At 38.0% G+C, this 19,177-nt stretch carries 26 protein-coding genes; 7 read left to right on the plus strand and 19 right to left on the minus strand.

Annotated features, from left to right (window positions below):
• Positions 1-282: 282 nt before the first annotated feature.
• From ACNHOZ_RS10910 to ACNHOZ_RS10925, 4 genes are all read left to right on the plus strand, one after another.
• Positions 283-975 carry a response regulator transcription factor gene (locus ACNHOZ_RS10910; RefSeq protein WP_033580356.1) on the plus strand — a complete coding sequence of 231 codons (693 nt, stop codon included), beginning with the start codon at positions 283-285 and terminating at the stop codon, positions 973-975.
• A complete protein-coding gene (locus ACNHOZ_RS10915) occupies positions 968-1,972 on the plus strand; it encodes a sensor histidine kinase (RefSeq protein ID WP_048019568.1) in 1,005 nt (334 codons plus the stop codon). The genes ACNHOZ_RS10910 and ACNHOZ_RS10915 overlap by 8 nt, the downstream gene beginning before the upstream one ends.
• Positions 1,973-2,072: 100 nt before the next feature.
• Positions 2,073-2,834, plus strand: a complete 762-nt coding sequence (locus ACNHOZ_RS10920; RefSeq protein WP_048019567.1) for an ABC transporter ATP-binding protein — start codon at positions 2,073-2,075, stop codon at positions 2,832-2,834.
• Positions 2,824-4,770: an ABC transporter permease gene (locus tag ACNHOZ_RS10925; protein ID WP_168761037.1), complete on the plus strand. Its 1,947-nt coding sequence runs from the start codon at positions 2,824-2,826 to the stop codon at positions 4,768-4,770. Before ACNHOZ_RS10920 ends, ACNHOZ_RS10925 begins: the two co-directional genes overlap by 11 nt.
• 48 nt (positions 4,771-4,818) lie before the next feature.
• Here the strand turns inward: ACNHOZ_RS10925 and ACNHOZ_RS10930 are convergent, their stop codons facing one another.
• The 3 genes from ACNHOZ_RS10930 to ACNHOZ_RS10940 form a co-directional block, all read right to left on the minus strand.
• Positions 4,819-5,433 (minus strand): GNAT family N-acetyltransferase, encoded by a 615-nt coding sequence (locus ACNHOZ_RS10930; RefSeq protein ID WP_168761038.1) that lies wholly within the window; start codon positions 5,431-5,433, stop codon positions 4,819-4,821.
• Between the two features lie 107 nt (positions 5,434-5,540).
• Entirely contained in the window at positions 5,541-6,083 is a 543-nt protein-coding gene (locus tag ACNHOZ_RS10935; protein WP_372497457.1) for a dienelactone hydrolase family protein, read from the minus strand.
• A 65-nt stretch (positions 6,084-6,148) separates the two neighbouring features.
• Complete coding sequence (locus ACNHOZ_RS10940) at positions 6,149-7,351, minus strand: aminotransferase-like domain-containing protein (protein ID WP_255901760.1); 1,203 nt, start codon at positions 7,349-7,351, stop codon at positions 6,149-6,151.
• Between the two features lie 472 nt (positions 7,352-7,823).
• Here ACNHOZ_RS10940 and ACNHOZ_RS10945 point away from each other — a divergent pair, with 472 nt between their 5' ends.
• Positions 7,824-8,000: a hypothetical protein gene (locus ACNHOZ_RS10945; RefSeq protein WP_189645014.1), complete on the plus strand. Its 177-nt coding sequence runs from the start codon at positions 7,824-7,826 to the stop codon at positions 7,998-8,000.
• A 26-nt stretch (positions 8,001-8,026) separates the two neighbouring features.
• Here the strand turns inward: ACNHOZ_RS10945 and ACNHOZ_RS10950 are convergent, their stop codons facing one another.
• The 13 genes from ACNHOZ_RS10950 to ACNHOZ_RS11010 all read right to left on the minus strand — a co-directional run bounded on the left by ACNHOZ_RS10950 (position 8,027) and on the right by ACNHOZ_RS11010 (position 15,795).
• A complete protein-coding gene (locus tag ACNHOZ_RS10950; RefSeq protein WP_255901766.1) occupies positions 8,027-8,803 on the minus strand; it encodes a sulfite exporter TauE/SafE family protein in 777 nt (258 codons plus the stop codon).
• 70 nt (positions 8,804-8,873) lie between these two features.
• Positions 8,874-9,098, minus strand: a complete 225-nt coding sequence (locus ACNHOZ_RS10955; protein ID WP_221832511.1) for a sulfurtransferase TusA family protein — start codon at positions 9,096-9,098, stop codon at positions 8,874-8,876.
• 24 nt (positions 9,099-9,122) lie between these two features.
• On the minus strand, positions 9,123-10,250 hold the full coding sequence (locus tag ACNHOZ_RS10960; protein ID WP_221832509.1) for an MBL fold metallo-hydrolase: 1,128 nt from the start codon (positions 10,248-10,250) through the stop codon (positions 9,123-9,125).
• 62 nt (positions 10,251-10,312) lie between these two features.
• The gene (locus ACNHOZ_RS10965; protein ID WP_063247416.1) at positions 10,313-10,864 is read right to left on the minus strand and encodes a sulfurtransferase TusA family protein; all 552 of its coding nucleotides are present in this window, start codon (positions 10,862-10,864) and stop codon (positions 10,313-10,315) included.
• Between the two features lie 55 nt (positions 10,865-10,919).
• The gene (locus ACNHOZ_RS10970) at positions 10,920-11,216 is read right to left on the minus strand and encodes a rhodanese-like domain-containing protein (RefSeq protein WP_255901771.1); all 297 of its coding nucleotides are present in this window, start codon (positions 11,214-11,216) and stop codon (positions 10,920-10,922) included.
• A gap of 22 nt (positions 11,217-11,238) precedes the next feature.
• A complete protein-coding gene (locus ACNHOZ_RS10975; protein WP_447697117.1) occupies positions 11,239-11,595 on the minus strand; it encodes a rhodanese-like domain-containing protein in 357 nt (118 codons plus the stop codon).
• A 27-nt stretch (positions 11,596-11,622) separates the two neighbouring features.
• Positions 11,623-12,105: a DsrE/DsrF/DrsH-like family protein gene (locus tag ACNHOZ_RS10980; protein ID WP_013058040.1), complete on the minus strand. Its 483-nt coding sequence runs from the start codon at positions 12,103-12,105 to the stop codon at positions 11,623-11,625.
• 46 nt (positions 12,106-12,151) lie between these two features.
• Positions 12,152-12,379, minus strand: a complete 228-nt coding sequence (locus ACNHOZ_RS10985) for a sulfurtransferase TusA family protein (protein WP_028414566.1) — start codon at positions 12,377-12,379, stop codon at positions 12,152-12,154.
• A gap of 91 nt (positions 12,380-12,470) precedes the next feature.
• Positions 12,471-12,731, minus strand: a complete 261-nt coding sequence (locus ACNHOZ_RS10990) for a metal-sensitive transcriptional regulator (protein ID WP_063247419.1) — start codon at positions 12,729-12,731, stop codon at positions 12,471-12,473.
• Positions 12,721-13,080: a hypothetical protein gene (locus ACNHOZ_RS10995; protein WP_063247420.1), complete on the minus strand. Its 360-nt coding sequence runs from the start codon at positions 13,078-13,080 to the stop codon at positions 12,721-12,723. Before ACNHOZ_RS10995 ends, ACNHOZ_RS10990 begins: the two co-directional genes overlap by 11 nt.
• A gap of 344 nt (positions 13,081-13,424) precedes the next feature.
• Entirely contained in the window at positions 13,425-13,742 is a 318-nt protein-coding gene (locus ACNHOZ_RS11000) for a hypothetical protein (protein WP_045290693.1), read from the minus strand.
• A 270-nt stretch (positions 13,743-14,012) separates the two neighbouring features.
• Positions 14,013-14,792 (minus strand): enoyl-ACP reductase FabI, encoded by a 780-nt coding sequence (gene fabI, locus ACNHOZ_RS11005; RefSeq protein WP_014459159.1) that lies wholly within the window; start codon positions 14,790-14,792, stop codon positions 14,013-14,015.
• Positions 14,793-14,922: 130 nt separating this feature from the next.
• Complete coding sequence (locus ACNHOZ_RS11010) at positions 14,923-15,795, minus strand: LysR family transcriptional regulator (RefSeq protein ID WP_063247421.1); 873 nt, start codon at positions 15,793-15,795, stop codon at positions 14,923-14,925.
• A 114-nt stretch (positions 15,796-15,909) separates the two neighbouring features.
• Here ACNHOZ_RS11010 and ACNHOZ_RS11015 point away from each other — a divergent pair, with 114 nt between their 5' ends.
• Both ACNHOZ_RS11015 and ACNHOZ_RS11020 read left to right on the plus strand, forming a co-directional pair.
• Positions 15,910-16,803, plus strand: coding sequence for a DMT family transporter (locus ACNHOZ_RS11015; protein WP_063247422.1), 894 nt, complete (start codon positions 15,910-15,912; stop codon positions 16,801-16,803).
• Between the two features lie 166 nt (positions 16,804-16,969).
• Entirely contained in the window at positions 16,970-17,398 is a 429-nt protein-coding gene (locus ACNHOZ_RS11020; RefSeq protein ID WP_063247423.1) for a hypothetical protein, read from the plus strand.
• Positions 17,399-17,480: 82 nt separating this feature from the next.
• Here the strand turns inward: ACNHOZ_RS11020 and ACNHOZ_RS11025 are convergent, their stop codons facing one another.
• The 3 genes from ACNHOZ_RS11025 to ACNHOZ_RS11035 all read right to left on the minus strand — a co-directional run bounded on the left by ACNHOZ_RS11025 (position 17,481) and on the right by ACNHOZ_RS11035 (position 19,042).
• On the minus strand, positions 17,481-17,972 hold the full coding sequence (locus ACNHOZ_RS11025) for a GNAT family N-acetyltransferase (RefSeq protein ID WP_048019552.1): 492 nt from the start codon (positions 17,970-17,972) through the stop codon (positions 17,481-17,483).
• Positions 17,973-17,995: 23 nt separating this feature from the next.
• On the minus strand, positions 17,996-18,178 hold the full coding sequence (locus tag ACNHOZ_RS11030; RefSeq protein WP_048019551.1) for a hypothetical protein: 183 nt from the start codon (positions 18,176-18,178) through the stop codon (positions 17,996-17,998).
• A 153-nt stretch (positions 18,179-18,331) separates the two neighbouring features.
• A complete protein-coding gene (locus tag ACNHOZ_RS11035) occupies positions 18,332-19,042 on the minus strand; it encodes a GntR family transcriptional regulator (protein ID WP_014459154.1) in 711 nt (236 codons plus the stop codon).
• Positions 19,043-19,177 lie beyond the last annotated feature (135 nt).

Raw genomic sequence — 19,177 nt, forward strand, 5'->3', positions numbered from 1 at the left:
TAAATAGCTGTTTATTCGACTTATCTGCATGTTATACCTACTATCCCGGTAAGTCAAATTAGCTTTTTAAATATTTCCTTTTATTTCTGTAAAACTACAGCTGCATTTCTTTCCTAACAGCTCTCTTTTTCCTTAGAGTTCAGCGTATGTTTATAAACTATGCTCAGCCAGTGTTATTCTTTACATTTTAAAAAGAACCCCTATGAATCTACTAACATATATGGTAAATAAAAGAATATTACTATAAAATGAGTATAAAAACAGAAAGCGTGGTACGTGTTATTGTTTAAACTTCTTTTAATTGAAGATGATGTAACGCTGTTTAACGAACTGAAAGAGCGGTTGGAGCAATGGTCATATGATGTTTATGGCATCCGTGATTTCAGTAACGTTATGCAGGAGTTTAGCGAGGTAAAACCTGATTTAGTGATTATGGATATTCAGCTGCCGAAGTATGACGGATTCCACTGGTGCAGAATGATTCGCTCTCACTCGAAAATCCCTATTATATTCCTATCTTCACGAGATCATCCTTCTGATATGGTCATGTCTATGCAGTTTGGAGCCGACGACTTTGTGCAAAAGCCGTTTCATTTTGATGTGCTTGTAGCAAAAATACAAGCCCTTCTCCGCCGCGTGTATAATTACAGCGTTGAACAAGTAAGCCTTCTTTCGTGGCAAGGCGCAACGATTGATTACGAAAAAAATAAAGTATCAACGGAATCTAAAGCTATTGAGTTAACCAAAAATGAAATCTTTATTTTAAAATGCTTAATATATAAAAAGAATACGATTGTAAGCCGAGATGAGCTGATTAATAGTTTGTGGGAAGATAAACGGTTTATCAGTGATAATACCCTAACGGTAAACGTCAATCGCCTGCGAAAAAAGTTAGATGAAATTGGACTGGGAAGCTTTATTGAAACAAAAGTCGGTCAAGGCTACGTAGCGATTGAAGAGGAACGCTATGATTAAACTCTTTATTCGCGAGCGTCTAAGCTGGATTCTTTTCTTTTTTATGATGCATCTTTTAATGCTTTTTATCGCTTATATTGATGAATCCATTCCTCTGTCTTCGATTCTTTATATCGTGTTTTTATCATCGATTATCTTTCTTATTTTTTGCGTCTTCCGCTATCAGAAAGAAACGAAATTTTACCAAGGGTTAAAAGATGAAGAGGATTTCTTTGATTCTTCTACTCTTTCTCATCCGCTGCGCCCCTTTGAAAAGATTGTTCAGCAAAATCTGATGCAACAATTAGAACAGGCGAAAAAAGATGGCGTGCAAACCCAGCTGCACGTGACGCAGGAAAAAGATGAAATGTTAGCTTGGATTCACGAAATTAAAACGCCGTTAACTGCAATGCATTTAATAATTGAACGCTTAGAAAATCGAGAAGTTAAAGCAAACTTGACGTTCGAGTGGCTCCGTATTCACTTTTTACTTGATCAACAGCTGCATCAAAAGCGCATTTTCTTTATCGAAAATGATATGTATATTGAACATCTGGATTTAGAGTCCCTTATTTTCACTGAAATCAAAACGCTGCAAGCTTGGTGTATGCAAAAAAATATTGGGTTTGATGTGGACATACAGGCAGAACGTGTACTGTGTGACGCAAAGTGGCTTTCGTTTATTATGAGACAGCTCTTAACAAACGCAGTCAAGTACAGTGAAGCATCTGACGTAATGATTAGAAGCTACAAGCACCTTGGTCAAGTGTACGTCGAGATAAAAGACAGCGGACGCGGCATTTCTCCTCAAGATATGCCGCGCATTTTTGAAAAAGGTTTTACATCAACCACTCAGCATGAAGACAGCCGTGCCACAGGTATGGGTTTGTATCTCGCTCAAAAAGCTGCGCACGCTCTTTCTATTCACATTGGCGTGCAGTCAGCTCTTAACGAAGGCACGACGTTTACACTTGCCTTTCCTAAATCAAATGATTTTGTTGATATGAAAAGCATGTGACAAAAATGTCACATGCTTTCGTTATTTGTTCGGTGAATCAAAGGAAAAGCTAAAGCCCTTTTTCTATAATAAACGTATCAGATTAAAGGAGTGAGTACATATGAACATATTAGAAGCAACTAATATTCATAAAAGCTACGGAAATAAATTTAATAAACAAGAAGTATTAAAAAGTGTAGATATTATGATTATGAAAGGAGAATTTGTAGGAATTATGGGGGCTTCCGGCTCAGGTAAAACCACGCTTCTGAACGTGCTTTCCTCGATTGATAAAATCAACGGCGGAACCATCAAAATTGAAGGAAATGAAATTAGCAGAATGAAAGAAAAGCAGTTAGCAAACTTTCGAAAAACACATTTAGGCTTTATTTTTCAAGACTATAACTTACTGGATACACTGACAGTCAAAGAAAATATCCTCTTGCCGCTTTCTGTTGTCAAAACTCCTTCAGCAGTAGCTCACAAAAAATTTGACGCGCTAGCCAAACAGCTTGGCATCTATGAGCTCAAAGATAAATATCCAAATGAAATTTCGGGCGGACAAAAACAGCGTACCTCTGCCGCAAGAGCCTTTATTCATGAACCAAGCATGATTTTCGCTGACGAACCAACCGGTGCACTTGACTCAAAAGCAGCTAGCGATTTATTAAACAAACTGACCGAGCTTAATGACAAAAGAAGCGCAACAATTGTGATGGTAACGCATGACCCAGTGGCAGCCAGCTATTGCAGTAAAGTGATCTTTATAAAAGACGGACAAATTTATACGCAGCTGTATAAAGGGGATCAAACGCGAAAAGACTTCTTTGAAGATATTATGAAAACTCAAGGTGTACTAGGCGGAGTGCAAGATGAATATTAATCAGCTCGTCTTCCGCAACTTCAAAAAGAATGTAAAAAACTATTATTTGTACGTTTTTGCACTGGTTTTCAGCGCAGCTTTATATTTTGCTTTTGTCACGCTTCAGTACGATCCTGCTCTTGATGCAACCAAAGGCTCCATTAAAGGAGGCGCAGCCGTTCGGGCCGCTTCTGTTTTACTTGTAGCCATTGTTTCTATCTTTCTATTATATGCAAACACGATATTTATCAAACGGCGCAGTAAAGAAATTGGCTTATTTCAGCTAATTGGCATGACCAAAACAAGAATTTTTCGTATCTTGACGGCTGAAAATTTTATGCTGTACTTTAGCTCATTGATTGTCGGCATTTTAATCGGATTTTCATTTTCAAAAGTAATCATCATGATTTTATTTAAAATCACCGATACAAAAGGCATTGCCAAGCTTCACTTTTCAGAAGAAGCCTTGATTCAAACGCTGATTGTGTTCGGCGTCATCTATTTGTTAATCATGACGATGAACTATCTTTTTATTAAAAGACAGACCATTTTAGCCCTATTCCGAGTTACTTCGTCGACAGAAGGCAAAACGAAAAAAATTAGTATATTTGAAATTATTATTGGAATTCTTGGCATGATCTTTATTGTTTCCGGCTACTATATTTCTGCTAAATTGTTTGACGGATCTTTTACAAGCATGAATGCTTTGTCCATCGCAATGGTATCCATTTTAGCTTCGGTTATCATCGGAACCTATTTGTTTTATAAAGGGTCCGTTCGCTTTTTATTAAATCTTATGCGAAAAAGCAAAAAAGGCTATTTGTCGATTAACGACGTATTATCTCTTTCTTCCATTATGTTTCGAATGAAATCAAACGCATTATTACTAACGGTGATTACAACCGTATCGGCTCTTGCTATCGGTTTTCTATGTTTGAGCTACATTTCCTATTACTCTGCTGAAAAGTCGGCTGGAGACTATGTACCTAACGATTTTTCGATCAATAATACAAAAGACGCTGCTTCGTTTAAAGCCGCGCTGGATCAAAAGAAGATAGCATATACAGAAAAAAAGATTGACGTCATCCAAGTAAAAGCAAACGTAAAAAGCATCTTAGAACATGAACTAAAAAGTCCAATGGTCGACTCATCTGCTATGACGATTCCGATGATTAGTGAAAAATCAGTTAATGGCTTAAATCTAGCTCAAAACGAAACCTTGTTTACCGGGTATAATAATATGCTTCAAAAAACAATGGCATTTAAAGATTCGGGACAAATTGAGTTAAAAGGAAAGCAAAAAGTAATTCCACAAAAATTTGTAGGATTAAAGCGAAAGTTTCTTCTATCTATTTATTTTACAGGGGGCGGTTTGCCTACTGCCATTGTAGATGATGCTGTATTTAATGAGCTTAAACAGAATGCGGACCCTTCTATTCAAAAAGAGTCGTCTATCTACACTGGAATAGACATATCAAATGAAGATAACTTAAAAAAAGCAAATGAGCTTTTCGGAGAGATGAAATTTAGCAATAACAGCTTAAATGATTCCCGTATGGATATGATGGGGAGCCAAAAGCAGACTATGGGTCTAATCATGTTCATTGTTGCTTTTCTAGGACTGGCATTTTTAATCACATCAGGGTGCATTCTTTACTTCAAGCAAATGGACGAAAGTGAAGATGAAAAGCCAAACTATACAATTCTTAGAAAGCTAGGATTTACTGAAAAAGACTTACTAAACGGAATAAAAATAAAACAGCTCTTTAATTTCGGCATCCCGTTAATCGTAGGCTTGCTTCACAGCTATTTTGCCGTGCAATCCGGCTGGTTCTGGTTTGGAACAGAGGTTTGGACACCTATGATTATCGTTATGGTTGTTTATACGGCCCTGTACTCTATCTTTGGTATATTATCGGTTCTTTACTATAAAAAAATTATTAAAGAAGCTCTTTAAAGATAAAAAGCACAAGCTATAGCTTGTGCTTTTTATCTTTAAATGCCATTAATTGCTGGCATTTTCTTTATTTCCCTGACTGGCTGCATGTAAAAAACCTTCTAGTCGCTTTTTGACAAACGGCCATTCGTCGTCAATTATACTGAAGATAACCGAATCTCGTACGTATCCATCTGGTAAAAGCATATGTTTTCTGCTAATGCCTTCTTGCGTAGCACCTAACCGTTTAATAGCCGCTCTAGACCGCTTGTTTCGCACATCCGTTTTGAACTGAACGCGGTGAAACTTCAGCTCTTCAAAACAGTATTTTAATAATAAATACTTACACTCCGTGTTGACTCGAGTTCGCCACACGGATGGATGATACCACGTCCACCCTATTTCGACGCTTTTGTTAGGAAGTGATATATCTAAAAATCTTGTGCTTCCTACAATTGAATGTGACTCTATATCAAATACAGCAAAAGGCAGCTCTCTTCCTTCCTGCTTTGCTGTTAAAGCACTTTCAATCAGCTGTTTCATATCACTTAGACGATGAACTTTTACCGGGAGATGCTCCCAAATTTCTTTCGGTTTTGCAGCTTCATAGAGTCCTTGCTCATGCATTTTTTCAAGCGGCACTAGCTTTACCGCTGTTCCTACAAGTTCAACTGACTTTAGCATAACCTCGCTCCTTTTTGATACGTTTAAAGAAAATGTTAATACAGGTATACGTACTGAAAAAGGGTCAGTTTCTGCTTATTGCAAGGTATCACTTTCAGCGTGTATAGCTAGTGATCAGCTAAGTGCTTTTCGAGAAAGTCACTTACTGTTTGGAAGGCTTCGTCCGCTGATTCTTTATTAAAGGTTTGTGAAAAAGGATTCATAAACCCATGAAATCCATAAAACTTTTTGATTTCCAAAAGCGGCTCTCTTTTTTGCTCTAGTGAGTTTATTAAACGGTCTACATCAAATGTTTGCTCTTCAGCGGGAAAAATAAGAAGAGTTGGACACACAGGACGTCTATTTATATAGTCTCTAATGCGCGATCCGTAACAGCCAATCACAAAGTCACACAAATTGTTTTCACTGCATAGCCACGATATTGTGGCTCCTACACTAAATCCCATGATCCCTACTTCTTCATATTCTTGTTTTAGCTGAATTAACATGTTAGTAATTTGTTTTGAACCCTCGTCAATCCCAATGTTTTGAACAAAGTTCTGATAAGCCATTCCTTCTTCTTCATAACTATAAGAAACGTCTTTAGATAGTAAGTTAGGGCAGATAATATCTGCCCCTAACTTAGACAATTCCTGTTTTACAAACTTCATATGATCGTTCACACCGTATATTTCATGAATTAATAAAATGGCTTTATTTGATTTTTTCATTTCTTTTATAAAACAGTCGTTTCTCTCGCCAGTTCACGGTGCAATACGTCTCCCATGCGCTTCATGCCTTCTACGATTTGCTCCGCAGACATATTGGAATAATTCAAGCGCAGCGCGTTGTTTCTTGTGCCATTTGGAAAGAATGGTGTTCCCGGAACACAGGCTACGTTATTTTTTAGACATTCTGAAAAGATATGTGCTGAATCGATTCCTTGGGGCAGCTCTACCCAAATAAACAATCCGCCTTCTGGCTTACTGTAAGACAAATTCTCCGGGAAAAATTCTTCAATACAAGATAACATTTGTGTACATCGCTCTTTGTACACAGCTTTAATTTTTTGAATGTGCTCTTCAATATCATAAAGCTCCATATACTTAGCCGTTATCCGCTGAGCAAGGCTGTCCGTATGCAAGTCAGCCACTTGTTTAAATGCCACGTACTTATCAATGAAAGCTTCATCTGCGCACACCCAGCCGATTCGAAGACCTGGTGCAAAAATTTTAGAGAATGTGCTGATATAAATAACTCTGCCTTCTGTATCAAACTGCTTAACGGGCGGAAGGGTTTCTCCTGCAAATCGTACGCCTCCGTACGGATTGTCTTCTACAATCAGCACGTCGTATGCATTCGCAAGCTCGATCATTCGCTGACGTCTTTCTCGCGTTAAGGTGCGTCCTGTAGGGTTTTGAAAATCTGGAATTGTATAGATAAATTTCGCATGCGGATTTTCTTGAAGTTTTTTCTCCAGCTCTTCCATAATCATTCCGTCTTCGTCCATATCTACTTCTACAAACGTTGCATTGTAAGATTTGAAGACGTTAATGGCTGCTAGGTACGTTGGACTTTCACAGATTACCACGTCTCCATCATTAAGAAACAGCCTTCCTGTAAGATCGATTGCCTGCTGAGATCCGGACGTAATTAAAATGTTTGAAACAGCGGACTCGATGCCGATATGCTTCATTCGTGTCGAAATGGCTTCTCGTAAAGGAATATACCCTTCAGTTGTACTGTATTGAAGCGAAGCGGCTCCGTCTTCATTTAATACGGCGCGGCACGCATCGTTCATTGCTTCAACGGGAAATAGCTCCGGCGCTGGAAGTCCTCCTGCAAACGAAATCACTTCTGGTCGTTCCGTTACTTTTAAAATTTCGCGCGTTTCAGAGGATTTTACAAGACTAGCTCGTTGGGCAAATTTATCTTTCATTGTTGATCATTCCTTTTTTAGATTTTAAACTTTTGCAGTGACTCAAACTTTCAATGGTAAAAATAATTATTCGAATAGTCAGAAAAATTAAGACAGATGCTTCTATTCATGAGATTATGCAGCTTTTACAGCTTGCAAGATGCCTTTTTAACAGACAACTAGCATGTGCGTCCTCTCTGACTCTCCCTTTCTCCTTTCAATATATATTTTCTTATTCCCTATCTGCAATACAATTCAAAGGTCGTACGATAAATGTGGCCTTATATTTAATGTATGTTAAAAAGGATAACATAAAATTCAAATAAATAAACAATAAATTCTACAAATTCTTAATTTTTTATACAAATATATTTATTTCAGTAAACCATTATGTAAGATTCCTTTCCCTTTTCATTGACCTGCCGTATAAAACTCGTTATAATCCTTATTAACTCGATAAGGTTTAAAGGTTTTAATACAGGAGTGATGAAAAGTGAAATGGTTTCATTTACTGTTTAATGAACGATGCCCAAAATGCAAGCAAGTGTTAAATACATCAAAATCTAATGCACTTCACGCGACTGTAGTGAAAGTGTGTCCGTCTAACCACTATCAAAAAGAATTTCACCCTGCGCTTGAAACGTATGTGGAAAGTAATGGAACAATATAAAAAAGCTATGGGAATCCATAGCTTTTTTACATTAGCCCCCACCAAATCTTAATTGCCGTTGCTAAAATCAAACCGGCAAGGATCCACTGAAGCACTTTTGTATTCATTTTCTGACCAACTTTTGCACCAATTGGAGAAGCAATTAGGCTTGCAGCAATTAAAATTAGTGCTGGTATAAATGGCACTTGATGCGTCACCAGCTTTCCAACCGTTGAACCAATGGAAGAAATAAAGGTAACCGCTAGTGAAGTGGCGATGGTAATTCGAGTTGGAATTTTAAGCACTACGAGCATCACAGGAACTAAAATAAAGGCTCCCCCTGCTCCTAACACTCCTGCTACGGCTCCAATAAGCAGTGATAAAATAGAAGCTAGTCCTTTATTGAATTGAAGTTCGCCTTCTTTTATCTTATCTACATTTTTCTTTGGAATAAACATCATCATAACCGCAATAAGAGCTAAAACTCCATATACAACATTTAATCCTTGTTCACTCATATAATGTGAGAGGTAGCTTCCAAGCATGCTCCCAATTAGAATATTGCTGCCCATGTATAAAATTAATGATTTGTTTAAAAATCCGCTTTTTCGATACGCCCATACGCCGCCTAATGTCGCAAAGAATACTTGAATGGCTCCTGCACCTGAGACGTGATGAGCCGTTAATGCTCCTACTCCTACTAATGGAGGAATATACAACAGCATCGGATAATTAATAACAGACCCGCCAATACCGACCATACCGGAAATGAACGACCCAATAAATCCAATAAGAAAAAGCGTGATGATAAATGTAAGATCCATCTATAGTCGCTCCGTTTCATATAAGGAAAGGGTACCTTTTACAAGAGATACCCTTTTCGTCTATTATTTCTTATCCTTTTTTAATCCAAAATTTAAGAACGTCGCCTTCTTCTGTATGAAGAAGCTCGTGACCGCCAGATTTTGCCCAGGCTCCAAGGTCATTTTTTGCCCCTTTATCCGTTGCGTGAATTTCTAACACTTGACCTGCTTCTAATTCATTCATTGCTTTTTTTGTTTTAACAATCGGCATTGGACATGCCAGCCCTTTTGCATCTAGTACTTTATTTGATTCCATTTCTCTCTCTCCTTTGTTTAGGTTTTAGCGAATCGCACAGCGGTTTGGTCCAATTTCCATTTCACGCTGTTTTTCTTCATCTGGGCTTACTTTTCCCATGTTGGTTTCACGAATTTCTTGATACGCATTTGGCTGCGGCGGTAAATTATCTGTTACTAAGTGTCTGAACTCTGCTTCGTTTTCAATATTTAATCCATGATTTTCCGCAAACAACGCACCTAACTTTTCAGCTACGCTTCCGTTGTCATTTAGCTCATCAATAATCATAAAGTGAGCTGGTAATACGATTAACTCATCTGACAATGCTTTATAACGTGTATAAAGCGTTTCTCTCAAATCGCCTACCCAGTCTTCAGCCATACCAGCTAAATCAGGACGTCCAATTGAATCAATGAACAAAATATCACCTGAAAGCAAATATTGATCGTCTAAGATAAAAGAAGTTGATCCAATCGTATGACCCGGTGAATAAAGAGGCTGAATCGTAATCATTGTGTTACCAATCACGACATCGCTGCCTTCTTCTAAAGCCTTGTAGTCAAAAACCACTTCTTCTGCATCTTTTGGAGGCAGCCAGTACGCTGCATTTGTTGCTTCCGCAATAACTCTTCCTCCTGAAATGTGATCTGCATGAAGGTGCGTATCAAACACGTGCTTAACCGTGACACCAAGTTCTTTGGCAAAGTGGATGTACACATCTGCCATACGCGTCGCATCAATAATAGCCGCTTCACCGTTTGATACGATCATATAAGATAAGCACCCTTTACCGATACGAACAAACTGATAGATCTCTCCGCCGTCTTTTAAATCGCCAACTTTAACAGGCTCTAAGTACTCACTCCACGCTTTCATACCGCCTTTAAGGTACGATACGGTAAGACCAGCTTCAGAAAGCATGTCAGCTACCATCACGGATGAACCTTCTTTAGCACAAACAACTAATACTTCTTTATCAGAAGGGATTTTTTCTAAGATTTCTTCTACTCCGTCTAAAAGATCGAAGTATGGAACATTTAAATGCTGAAATTGATGACCTTCAATTTTCCAATCGCTAAAATCACTTTCGTTACGAACGTCCAAGATAAATAACGCTTCTTTATTGATAATTTTAGATGTAACTTCTTTTGCAGTAAGTACATGTACTGTCATATTAAAATACCTCCTTAGGTATATGAACTATCAAAATTTTTTAATCCATTATAATCGATTGGTTATTCTACTTTACCCGTCCAGTCACGCATACCGGGAACCACGTTAATTAAATGTTTAAATCCTTGCTTTTTCATTGTTTGGCCTGCCATTTCACTTCGTCTTCCAGAGTGGCAAATAATATAAATTTCATCTTCTTTATTTAACTCATTGAAACGTTTTTCTACTTCACCAAGCGGAATGTGAACTACGCCTGGAATATGAGCTTCATCGTATTCTTCTACTTCACGAACGTCTAAAATATGAAGATGTTCATCATGCTCTACTTTTTTCGCAAATTCTTCTAATGAAATTTCAGGAATTGGCGTTACGTTTTCTTCAGCTCCGCCTTTACGAAGAAAGTGGTGAAGAACGTCACCTGCTGCCTCGGTACCTAAATACTCATGACCTGTGCTTTTTGCCCACGCTTGTAAGTCAGCCGTAGAGCCTTTATCCGTTGCTTGAATTTCTAGCACTTGACCTGCTTCTAATTCATTCATTTTCTTCTTTGTTCTTACGATTGGCATTGGACATGCTAACCCTTTTGCATCTAATACGAAGTTTGCTTGCATCATTTCTTTTTCCTCCTTGGTTTAAATACTAGTAGGGGTATATTTTTATCTAAAAAAATTAGACCGCTTCCCCTTTCCACTCCATCATGCCGCCGGTCATATTCGTTACACTGTAGCCTTTCTGCTCAAGAAAACGAGCTGCCATTCCGCTTCTGCCACCAGAACGACAGACAACAATATAATTCTTTGCTTTATCTAACTCATGCATACGGAATTCCAATAAAGGAAGCGGAATATTTAACGCGTTTGGTATTTTACCTATTTTTACTTCCTCTACTTCACGCACGTCTAAAATGTGAATTTGTTCTTGTTTTTTTACTAATTGTTCTACTTCTTGTGCTGCTATTGTCTTCACTCTGCGTCTCCTCCTTCTTGATTTATCTCCACGTATTCATGCCGCCTTTAACGTTGGTAATGGATATAAAACCTTGCTTTTTCAACAGCTTACTTGCTTTCATACTTCTCACTCCGCTTTGACAAATAACGACTACTTCTCTGTCTTTTGAAAGCTGGCCTGTTTGCGCTGGCAGTTCTGATAAAGGAATGTTTCGAAATCCTTTAATATGTTTGGTACGAAATTCATGCGGTGTTCGCACGTCGATAAACTGGTTATTTTTATTTTTTAACTTTGCTTTTAACTCCGTTGTGGCTATTTGCTGAATACCTTTTACTGTTGCAAAACGCTGATACAAAAACCACAGCAGAAAAACGATAATAAGCGCATTGATAATCATATTGACCCTCGCTTCATGAGCTATCTTTTAGATGAATAAGTTTACGTTTCCGTCTTCTGCATCGGCTAAATACGCCGCTACGCCTGCATATTCAATATTATCTAGCAGCTCTTTTTCCTGTAACCCTAGAAGATCCATCGTCATTGTACAAGCTACTAGCTTAACGTCTTGTTCCTGTGCCATTTCGATAAGCTGCGGCAGCGTTAGGGCATTATGCTTTTTCATGACATTTTTAATCATTTTAGGTCCCATACCTGCAAAGTTCATTTTAGATAAGCCCATTTTATCCGCACCGCGCGGCATCATTTTGCCAAACATCTTTTCTAAAAATCCTTTTTTCACCGGCACCATTTCTTCTTTACGAAGCGCATTCAATCCCCAAAACGTATGGAATATCGTCACTTCATGGTCATAAGCAGCCGCTCCGTTAGCAATAATATAAGCTGCCATCGCTTTGTCATAATCACCGCTAAATAATACAATTGTTGTTCGTTTCTTTTGCTCAGTCATGTTGTTCCTCCTATTACCCTATGGGGTATATTTAATTCTAAAAAAATTAGCTCTTTTGAATGTAAAAGATAAATGTGCTTCCTTCTTCTTTAAAATCAATAAGCTCGTGTCCTGTTGATTTTGCCCAAGCTGTTAGATCACTTTTAGCACCTTTATCTGTCGTTTGCACTTCTAATACTTGGCCTGTTGTTAAAGTATCCATTGCCTTTTTTGTTTTTACGATTGGCATTGGACACGCTAATCCTTTTGCATCTAAAACTTGATCAATTTTCATAGTGTTTATCTCTCCTTTTATATACATATACCTGTAAGGGTATATTATGTTAAATAATGATATTCGTCAACCTTAAATAAGGTGACAACGATTAACGACTTTTCACTAACAGCTGTACAGCTTCTTTCACTAACCCTTCCGTTGGCTCTCCTTGCTGAAGGCTTTCTCTGACGCACTGTTCAAGATTGCTGCTCACAATAACTCCCATTGTGCGATCAATGGCATTTCTTGCAGCAGATAATTGAGTCACGACGTCTCGGCAGTCTTTTCCTTGTTCCATCATGCTAAACACGCCTTTTAACTGCCCTTCAATTCGGCGCATGCGATTTTTCACTTGTTGATTATACTCCATAATCGAATACCCCTTTCTTTCCTTTACTTTTACACGCTGCTAACTCATAGCTGCGTACTTTAAAACCTTTTTTTCGTAAGAACCGTACGCCTAAATTTAACTCCACTCTATCTCCGGCAATCAGATGAACGCTGCCCTGTGGAATTTCTGAATAAAAGCGTTTGAGATACGCATACGGAATAACTGTATCAATAGAATCGCGAACTTCATGATAATGGCGAATATCTACAACCGTTCGCCCAAGTTCTTTTGCTTCAGATTCCCGTATGCACTGTATTCCTTTAACAGGATAATAACGGCTGTATGCAATAAATAAAATAGCAAGCAACAATACTTCTATATAAAGCATAACAATCACCGCCTTGCTATTGAATTGATGTTGTTTACACGCTTTATATTATACCCCTATAGGTATATTGTCAAGCGAGAAAATTATATTTAATTTTACTTATTTACATGAATCCTTTCATACGAATCAATCCACTTTATACACCTTAGGAATCATGAATGTTTTCTTTAATCTCCTTTACTGTGTGTACCCCCTCCCCTATAGACCAAACAGACTTTTCCGTTTTCATGCATCACCTGGGCTCATATAAATTACTAAAAAATAAGCTTACTGCACCATTCACCATCTGCGCACAAAAGGTCCAGTTCTCCTTGGGAACTGGACCTTTTGTGGTAAAAAGCTGATTAGCTTTGATGATAAATATTATGCCATTGATTCCACGAACTGTGTGGATGCTGCTGGTGCCACTGATTCCATGGCACATATGGATTTTGCTGATGCCACTGATTCCACGAACCGTGCGGATACTGCTGATGCCACTGATTCCAAGGTGTGTATGGATGTTGTTGATGCCATTGATTCCATGTGCCGTGCGGATACTGTTTGTGCCACTGCTCCCAAGGGACATGAGGATGTTGCTGATGCCATTGATTCCACGTGCCTTGAGGATGCTGATGATGCCATTGTTCCCATGGAATATAATGTTGCTGTCCTTGATGCATATTTCGTCAACTCCTTTTCCTTTGCCACATCATATGTTCTTTTTAGAATTTAGAGCTTATCTATTTTAAAATATAGGCGTTTGATTAATTATGAATTAAATTACGTATTTCTTCTCTTTACTTATAGGCATGAGCTCTTGTTTTACAAGTGGAAGCACGTATTTATCTAGAAGTATAGAATGAATATTTCTTTAAGGGATCCGTGTTTTTTGGGATGCATTTGTCTTCCCATGAAAAAAACACCTTCTCATTCGAGAAGGTGTTTTGCAATTAACCTACAATATTATAGCCAGCGTCTACGTGTACGATTTCTCCTGTTACGCCGCGTGAAAGGTGGCTCAGTAATACAACCGTCATGTCGCCAACTTCTGCTTGCGTTACGTTACGCTTAAGAGGTGCTTTTTCTTCAACTTTGTGAAGAATTTGGTTAAAGTCAGAAATGCCTTTTGCTGCAAGCGTACGAATTGGGCCTGCTGAAATCGCATTTACGCGGATATTGTCTTTTCCTAAGTCTAATGCTAAGTATTTTACTGAAGACTCAAGTGCTGCTTTCGCTACGCCCATTACATTATAGCCTTCGACTGCACGTTCTGCACCAAGATAGCTCATTGCTACAAGAGAACCGCCTTCTGTCATAAGGGGTTTTGCTGCTTTCGCTACAGCGATAAATGAATAAGCGCTTGTGTCTTGAGCAAATGCATATCCGCTTCTTGACGTATTAATAAACTCGCCGTTTAGATCTTCTGAATGAGCAAACGCAACAGAGTGAATCACTCCGTGAACTGTACCTGCTTCTTCTCCGATTTTTTTGAACGCTGCTTCAATGCTTTCGTCACTGTTTACGTCACATTCAGCAATTAATGATGCTTGAATTTCATTTTTTTCTAAAAGCTTGTTCAATTTTCCTAGTGAACGTTCTTTACGGTATGTAAAAATTAAGTTTGCTCCTACTTGATGAAGGGCTTTTGCAACACCCCAAGCAATACTTCGGTCGTTGGCAACTCCCATAATCACAATGTTCTTGTTCTTTAATTGTAATAAATCTTCCATAATATCCTCCAAAAAAAATTAGTCATCAATGATGACTAATAGGTAATTGTATAGCTTTATTATAGCACAAAGATGCGCTTAGTTCCTAAGAGTCTTATGAATTAACCGATTTTACTCTATAAATAATCTCCTATTTATCCGAATCCTGCAGCCATGCTTGCGTTGTTTCAGCAAATTTTTTGGCTGCAGGTGAAAGATGATAACGAGTAGCTAGACCAATCGAACGGTAGCTATCCACTTGAAACGGAATCGCACGCAGCTCTTGCGGGATTGAATCCAAAAGCATTTCAGGTAAAATACTAATGCCTAAGTGATACGTAATCATCGATAGGATAGCACTTTCATCCATTAATTCAAAGCGAATTTCAGGCTGAACCCCCTGTTCTTCAAACAATTGCTTAATATCATGATATCCGCCGTATGTCGGCATAATAAACGGTTCTTTCTCTAAATCTTTAAAGGAAACGTTTTTTTGATGATACAAAGCACTTTGATTTGATACGACACACAGCAGCGGGTCTTTTTTTAAAGAAATAATATGAAATTGACTTGAATGCGTAATGTTAATAAAGCCGCAGTCTATTTCTCCGCTTAGCAGCCACTGTTCAATTTCAAGATAATCGCCTTCTTTTAGCTGAATTTGAATGGCCGGATAGGTTTTTTCCATCAGCTGAATAATTTCCGGGAGCCACTTGGTCGATACGCTTTTAAAAATGCCAATTTTAATCGTTCCTTTTGCAAGACCTAACAGACTGGCTGCCTCTTGATGAACTTTTTCATTTTCTTGCAGAACCTTTCGAATGGCAAGCAGCATCGTTTCGCCTTCTGTTGTTAAAGTAATACCTGATCTGTTTCGATTCACAAGCGGAAATCCAAATTCTGTTTCGAGATTTGTAATGGCATGACTGACCGCTGACTGCGTGAGCGCCATCGCATCTGCCGCTTTTGTAAAGCTTTGCAATTCCGCTACTTTGTTTAAAATTTCATACTTCACTAAGCTCATTTTATCCCACCCCAACATGAATTTAATTCACGTTCATCATTATAAAGATTCATTTTATTAATATCAAATTCCTTTGTATACTGTGGGTACATGATAAAAAATGGAGGGTTGAACGTGAGTTACCGCACGCGAGCAAATATGATGATGATTGGGGTAAACGTATTTTGGGGTATGTCGTACGTGTTTATGAAAATGGGGCTGAGTTCACTCGGATCATTTACCATTATTGCGCTTAGATGTTTGATTGCTTTTTTCATTGCCGGGCTGTTTTTTCATAAGCCTTTACGGCAAATCACGCGCAAAACGATTTTATCATCCGCTATTTTAGGCTTTTTACTGTTTTCCGTTTTTGCATTTGTCACGTTTGGCGTCAGCATGACGTCTGCTTCAAATGCCGGATTTCTTGTCAGTTTAACGGTCATTTTTGTTCCGTTGCTCCACTGCGTGTTAGTGAAGAAGCTTCCTTCTTGGCCGATTGGGCTTGGTATTATCACTACCCTAACCGGTATAAGTGTTTTAACTTTAAAGCACTCCTTTCATATGAATGCTGGTGATGTACTTTGCATTGGAACTGCACTGTGTTATGCCATTCATATTACGTTAACTGGCACGTTTACCAAAAATGAAAACCCAATTGCTCTCGGCATTTTACAGCTAGGTTTTGCTGGATTATTTGCACTGATTTGCAGCTTTTTATTTGAACACCCTAGCATCCCCACTACTTTATCATCATGGATTGCGATTTTAGGTCTTGGCGTTCTTTGCAGCGCGATTGGGTTCATTTGTCAAGCCATTGCCCAGCGCTACACAACTCCTACTCACACAGGTCTTATTTTTGCAACAGAGCCGATTTTTGCTGCGCTGTTTGCAGTTCTCTTTTTGCACGAGCTGTTTACGCTTAAAGAACTGATTGGTTCTGTTATTGTCATCGCGGGAATTTTAATTGCTCAGTTAGACGATTTACTATTGAAAAAAAGAGTTCATTATCAAGAGACATTACCAAAGTGAAAGCCGCTAGATTTATGAATCTAGCGGCTTTTGTTATTAAACTAAACATACCCATCTGCTGCTTAAGTAGTCCCAACACCTACCTCCACTTTTCTTTCAATAAATGCTAGTATTTTTTAAACTATATTGTTATTCTAGATAAAAAAGTACGTCTAGGAGAACGACTGTGAAGCTTATTAAACGAATATTTTCAACTATTACTTCATCGATATGCGGCGGTGCGGTTTGCATGGAAATATTTGAATTAAATCCCCTTGGCTATACAAGTATAGTAGATTATTTATCGACTTTGCTTATTGGTGTGTATCTTACCGCTCCATTTATTATTATAGTAGGCATCCCTTGTTCAATAGCGATAGCAAACATCATGAAATACATAGCTTCATTTCAAATATTAATTGAACTAATTCTATATCTTCTTTTCGGTATCATGGGAGCACTCGCCGTATTAACTTTATTTTTGCTAAGTGACGGAATATCGGCTTTTAGTCTCTTTCCGCGAATCCTTATTGTAACGTTGAGCTGTTCACTGCCGTTTGGGCTATCATCTATCTTGATAAACAAGCTATCTAAAAAGACGGTCTATTATACATAGACCGTCTTTTTAGATGTTTTGCTACAGACACATCGCTATCGTTCATTACACTAACCGATATGATTTTGCATAATAGCACAACTTACACCCCATATGTATAAAACTTTTTATCTACGTTCATCACCGGAAAATTGGCAGGCAGCTTTTCTTTCTCCATACTTTGAAAGCCATTTTTCTCATAAAATCGATGCGCAGACCTATATTGTAAGGTGGTTCCTAAGTATATTCTTTCCACTTCTCTCTCTTTTGCCCACCCGATGGCTGTATGCAATAAACGGTGAGCTGTTTTGAAGGTGGCTCCTCTATAAGGTTTGGCTACAAACATTTTCCGTAGCGCTACTTGGCGGCTTCCAATGTCTATTAAAGCTACGCTTCCCACTACTTTTTCGTTGCAAACAGCAACCCAAAAGTTTCCGTTGCCCTGTTGATAAAAGCTTTCGATTTTAAATAAATCGGGCTGATCTTTCTCCGTTATTGGAATGTGATATTCTTGCTGCTGAATAGGAAGAATTAAGTCCACTACTTCTTGTTGATACTTACTAGCATATGGCTGAATGATGATACTTTCACTCAAAACCTCCACCGCCTCTAATCAGTTTACTCCACCTTATTTTTGACTGTTTTTAATACTGCACAACCTATGTTCATTATAAAACCAATTACGGCACCTGCAAGAATCGATATCACATCTACAGCGATAAAATCGCCTTTAGTCGGCTGAAATAAATTCATGGAAAGCAGACCAAACATAAAAAGCATTGGAATAAGGTAGCTTAGCACCTCATTTCCTTATCTCTATAAACCCTGTAACCATTTTATCGTATATTAATTTCCTATTTATTACAATCTTTATCTTCTTTCATGTTTTTATCGAAGAAATGAAAAAAAAGTGCCTGCCTCTCGTTCCTTGCTAATTGAGAGACGGGCACTTTTTTATAAAACATGACTCGTTGCTTGTAAAAAGAACTGAGACTGTTCGTAGTTATATGTCACTTTCGAAAAGTCAAACGGCTGGCCGTTCGCTAAGTGAAAAAGTGTTTCAATAAATAATTTAGGATCGCCTTCTTTTAATCCTAAGTACTTTGCTTCTTCTTCGTTCAGCTTGCCGACGTGAAGATATAGATCAGAAAACCCGATTTTTAAGCCAAGGCCTTCTTTAATGTAATGAAAAATAGACTGAGAAACAATTTCGTTATTTAAGTACGTAACGATGGACTTATTATAAAACGATTCTTCCAGACAAAGCGTCTGGCCGTTAATATACCGTACTCTTTTTACATAATAGACGTCGCTATTTTCTTCTATGTTTAAATTTAACGCCGCTTCTTGCGTCGGTTTCCGTACATCTAGCTCAATTACTTCCGACGTTAACTGAAAATCTTCAAGTTCACTTGTAAATCCTTGATTGGAAAGCAAGCCAATGTATCCTTTCCGTTTATGACGGCGAACAAAAATGCCGCTTCCTCTTACTTGAAAAACAACGCCTTTTTTCTCTAATAGATCTAAGGCCTTTGTTACCGTACTTTTACTCGCCTCAAATTGTGCCATCAGCGTTTCTAATACCGGCAGCTTGTCTCCTTGCTGAAGCTTGTGTTCTTCAATATAGGTTTCAATTTCAATTGCAATTTGTTGGTATTTGATCATAGCTATACCTCTTTACTGAATTTGTCTCAAGAATAACACGATTATACCATAATCTAACTCCATCCATAAACTTAAATTATTTATTGATTATTATTTTATTTGGGTATTGATAAATTGTATCGGTACAATTATACT

The sequence above is a fragment of the Priestia sp. D51 genome (assembly GCF_053345675.1).

Coding starts and splice junctions, on each gene's coding strand:
- ACNHOZ_RS10955 (WP_221832511.1), bottom strand. CDS start 9,098: ATGGAATCAAATAAAGTACTAGATGCAAAAGGGCTGGCATGTCCAATG.
- ACNHOZ_RS10915 (WP_048019568.1), top strand. CDS start 968: ATGATTAAACTCTTTATTCGCGAGCGTCTAAGCTGGATTCTTTTCTTT.
- ACNHOZ_RS10990 (WP_063247419.1), bottom strand. CDS start 12,731: ATGGAGTATAATCAACAAGTGAAAAATCGCATGCGCCGAATTGAAGGG.
- ACNHOZ_RS10935 (WP_372497457.1), bottom strand. CDS start 6,083: ATGAAGTTTGTAAAACAGGAATTGTCTAAGTTAGGGGCAGATATTATC.
- ACNHOZ_RS10950 (WP_255901766.1), bottom strand. CDS start 8,803: ATGGATCTTACATTTATCATCACGCTTTTTCTTATTGGATTTATTGGG.
- ACNHOZ_RS10995 (WP_063247420.1), bottom strand. CDS start 13,080: ATGCTTTATATAGAAGTATTGTTGCTTGCTATTTTATTTATTGCATAC.
- fabI (WP_014459159.1), bottom strand. CDS start 14,792: ATGGAAGATTTATTACAATTAAAGAACAAGAACATTGTGATTATGGGA.
- ACNHOZ_RS11000 (WP_045290693.1), bottom strand. CDS start 13,742: ATGCATCAAGGACAGCAACATTATATTCCATGGGAACAATGGCATCAT.
- ACNHOZ_RS11035 (WP_014459154.1), bottom strand. CDS start 19,042: ATGATCAAATACCAACAAATTGCAATTGAAATTGAAACCTATATTGAA.
- ACNHOZ_RS10920 (WP_048019567.1), top strand. CDS start 2,073: ATGAACATATTAGAAGCAACTAATATTCATAAAAGCTACGGAAATAAA.
- ACNHOZ_RS10975 (WP_447697117.1), bottom strand. CDS start 11,595: ATGATTATCAATGCGCTTATTATCGTTTTTCTGCTGTGGTTTTTGTAT.
- ACNHOZ_RS10965 (WP_063247416.1), bottom strand. CDS start 10,864: ATGATGCAAGCAAACTTCGTATTAGATGCAAAAGGGTTAGCATGTCCA.
- ACNHOZ_RS11010 (WP_063247421.1), bottom strand. CDS start 15,795: ATGAGCTTAGTGAAGTATGAAATTTTAAACAAAGTAGCGGAATTGCAA.
- ACNHOZ_RS10980 (WP_013058040.1), bottom strand. CDS start 12,105: ATGACTGAGCAAAAGAAACGAACAACAATTGTATTATTTAGCGGTGAT.
- ACNHOZ_RS10940 (WP_255901760.1), bottom strand. CDS start 7,351: ATGAAAGATAAATTTGCCCAACGAGCTAGTCTTGTAAAATCCTCTGAA.
- ACNHOZ_RS10925 (WP_168761037.1), top strand. CDS start 2,824: ATGAATATTAATCAGCTCGTCTTCCGCAACTTCAAAAAGAATGTAAAA.
- ACNHOZ_RS10960 (WP_221832509.1), bottom strand. CDS start 10,250: ATGACAGTACATGTACTTACTGCAAAAGAAGTTACATCTAAAATTATC.
- ACNHOZ_RS10930 (WP_168761038.1), bottom strand. CDS start 5,433: ATGCTAAAGTCAGTTGAACTTGTAGGAACAGCGGTAAAGCTAGTGCCG.
- ACNHOZ_RS10985 (WP_028414566.1), bottom strand. CDS start 12,379: ATGAAAATTGATCAAGTTTTAGATGCAAAAGGATTAGCGTGTCCAATG.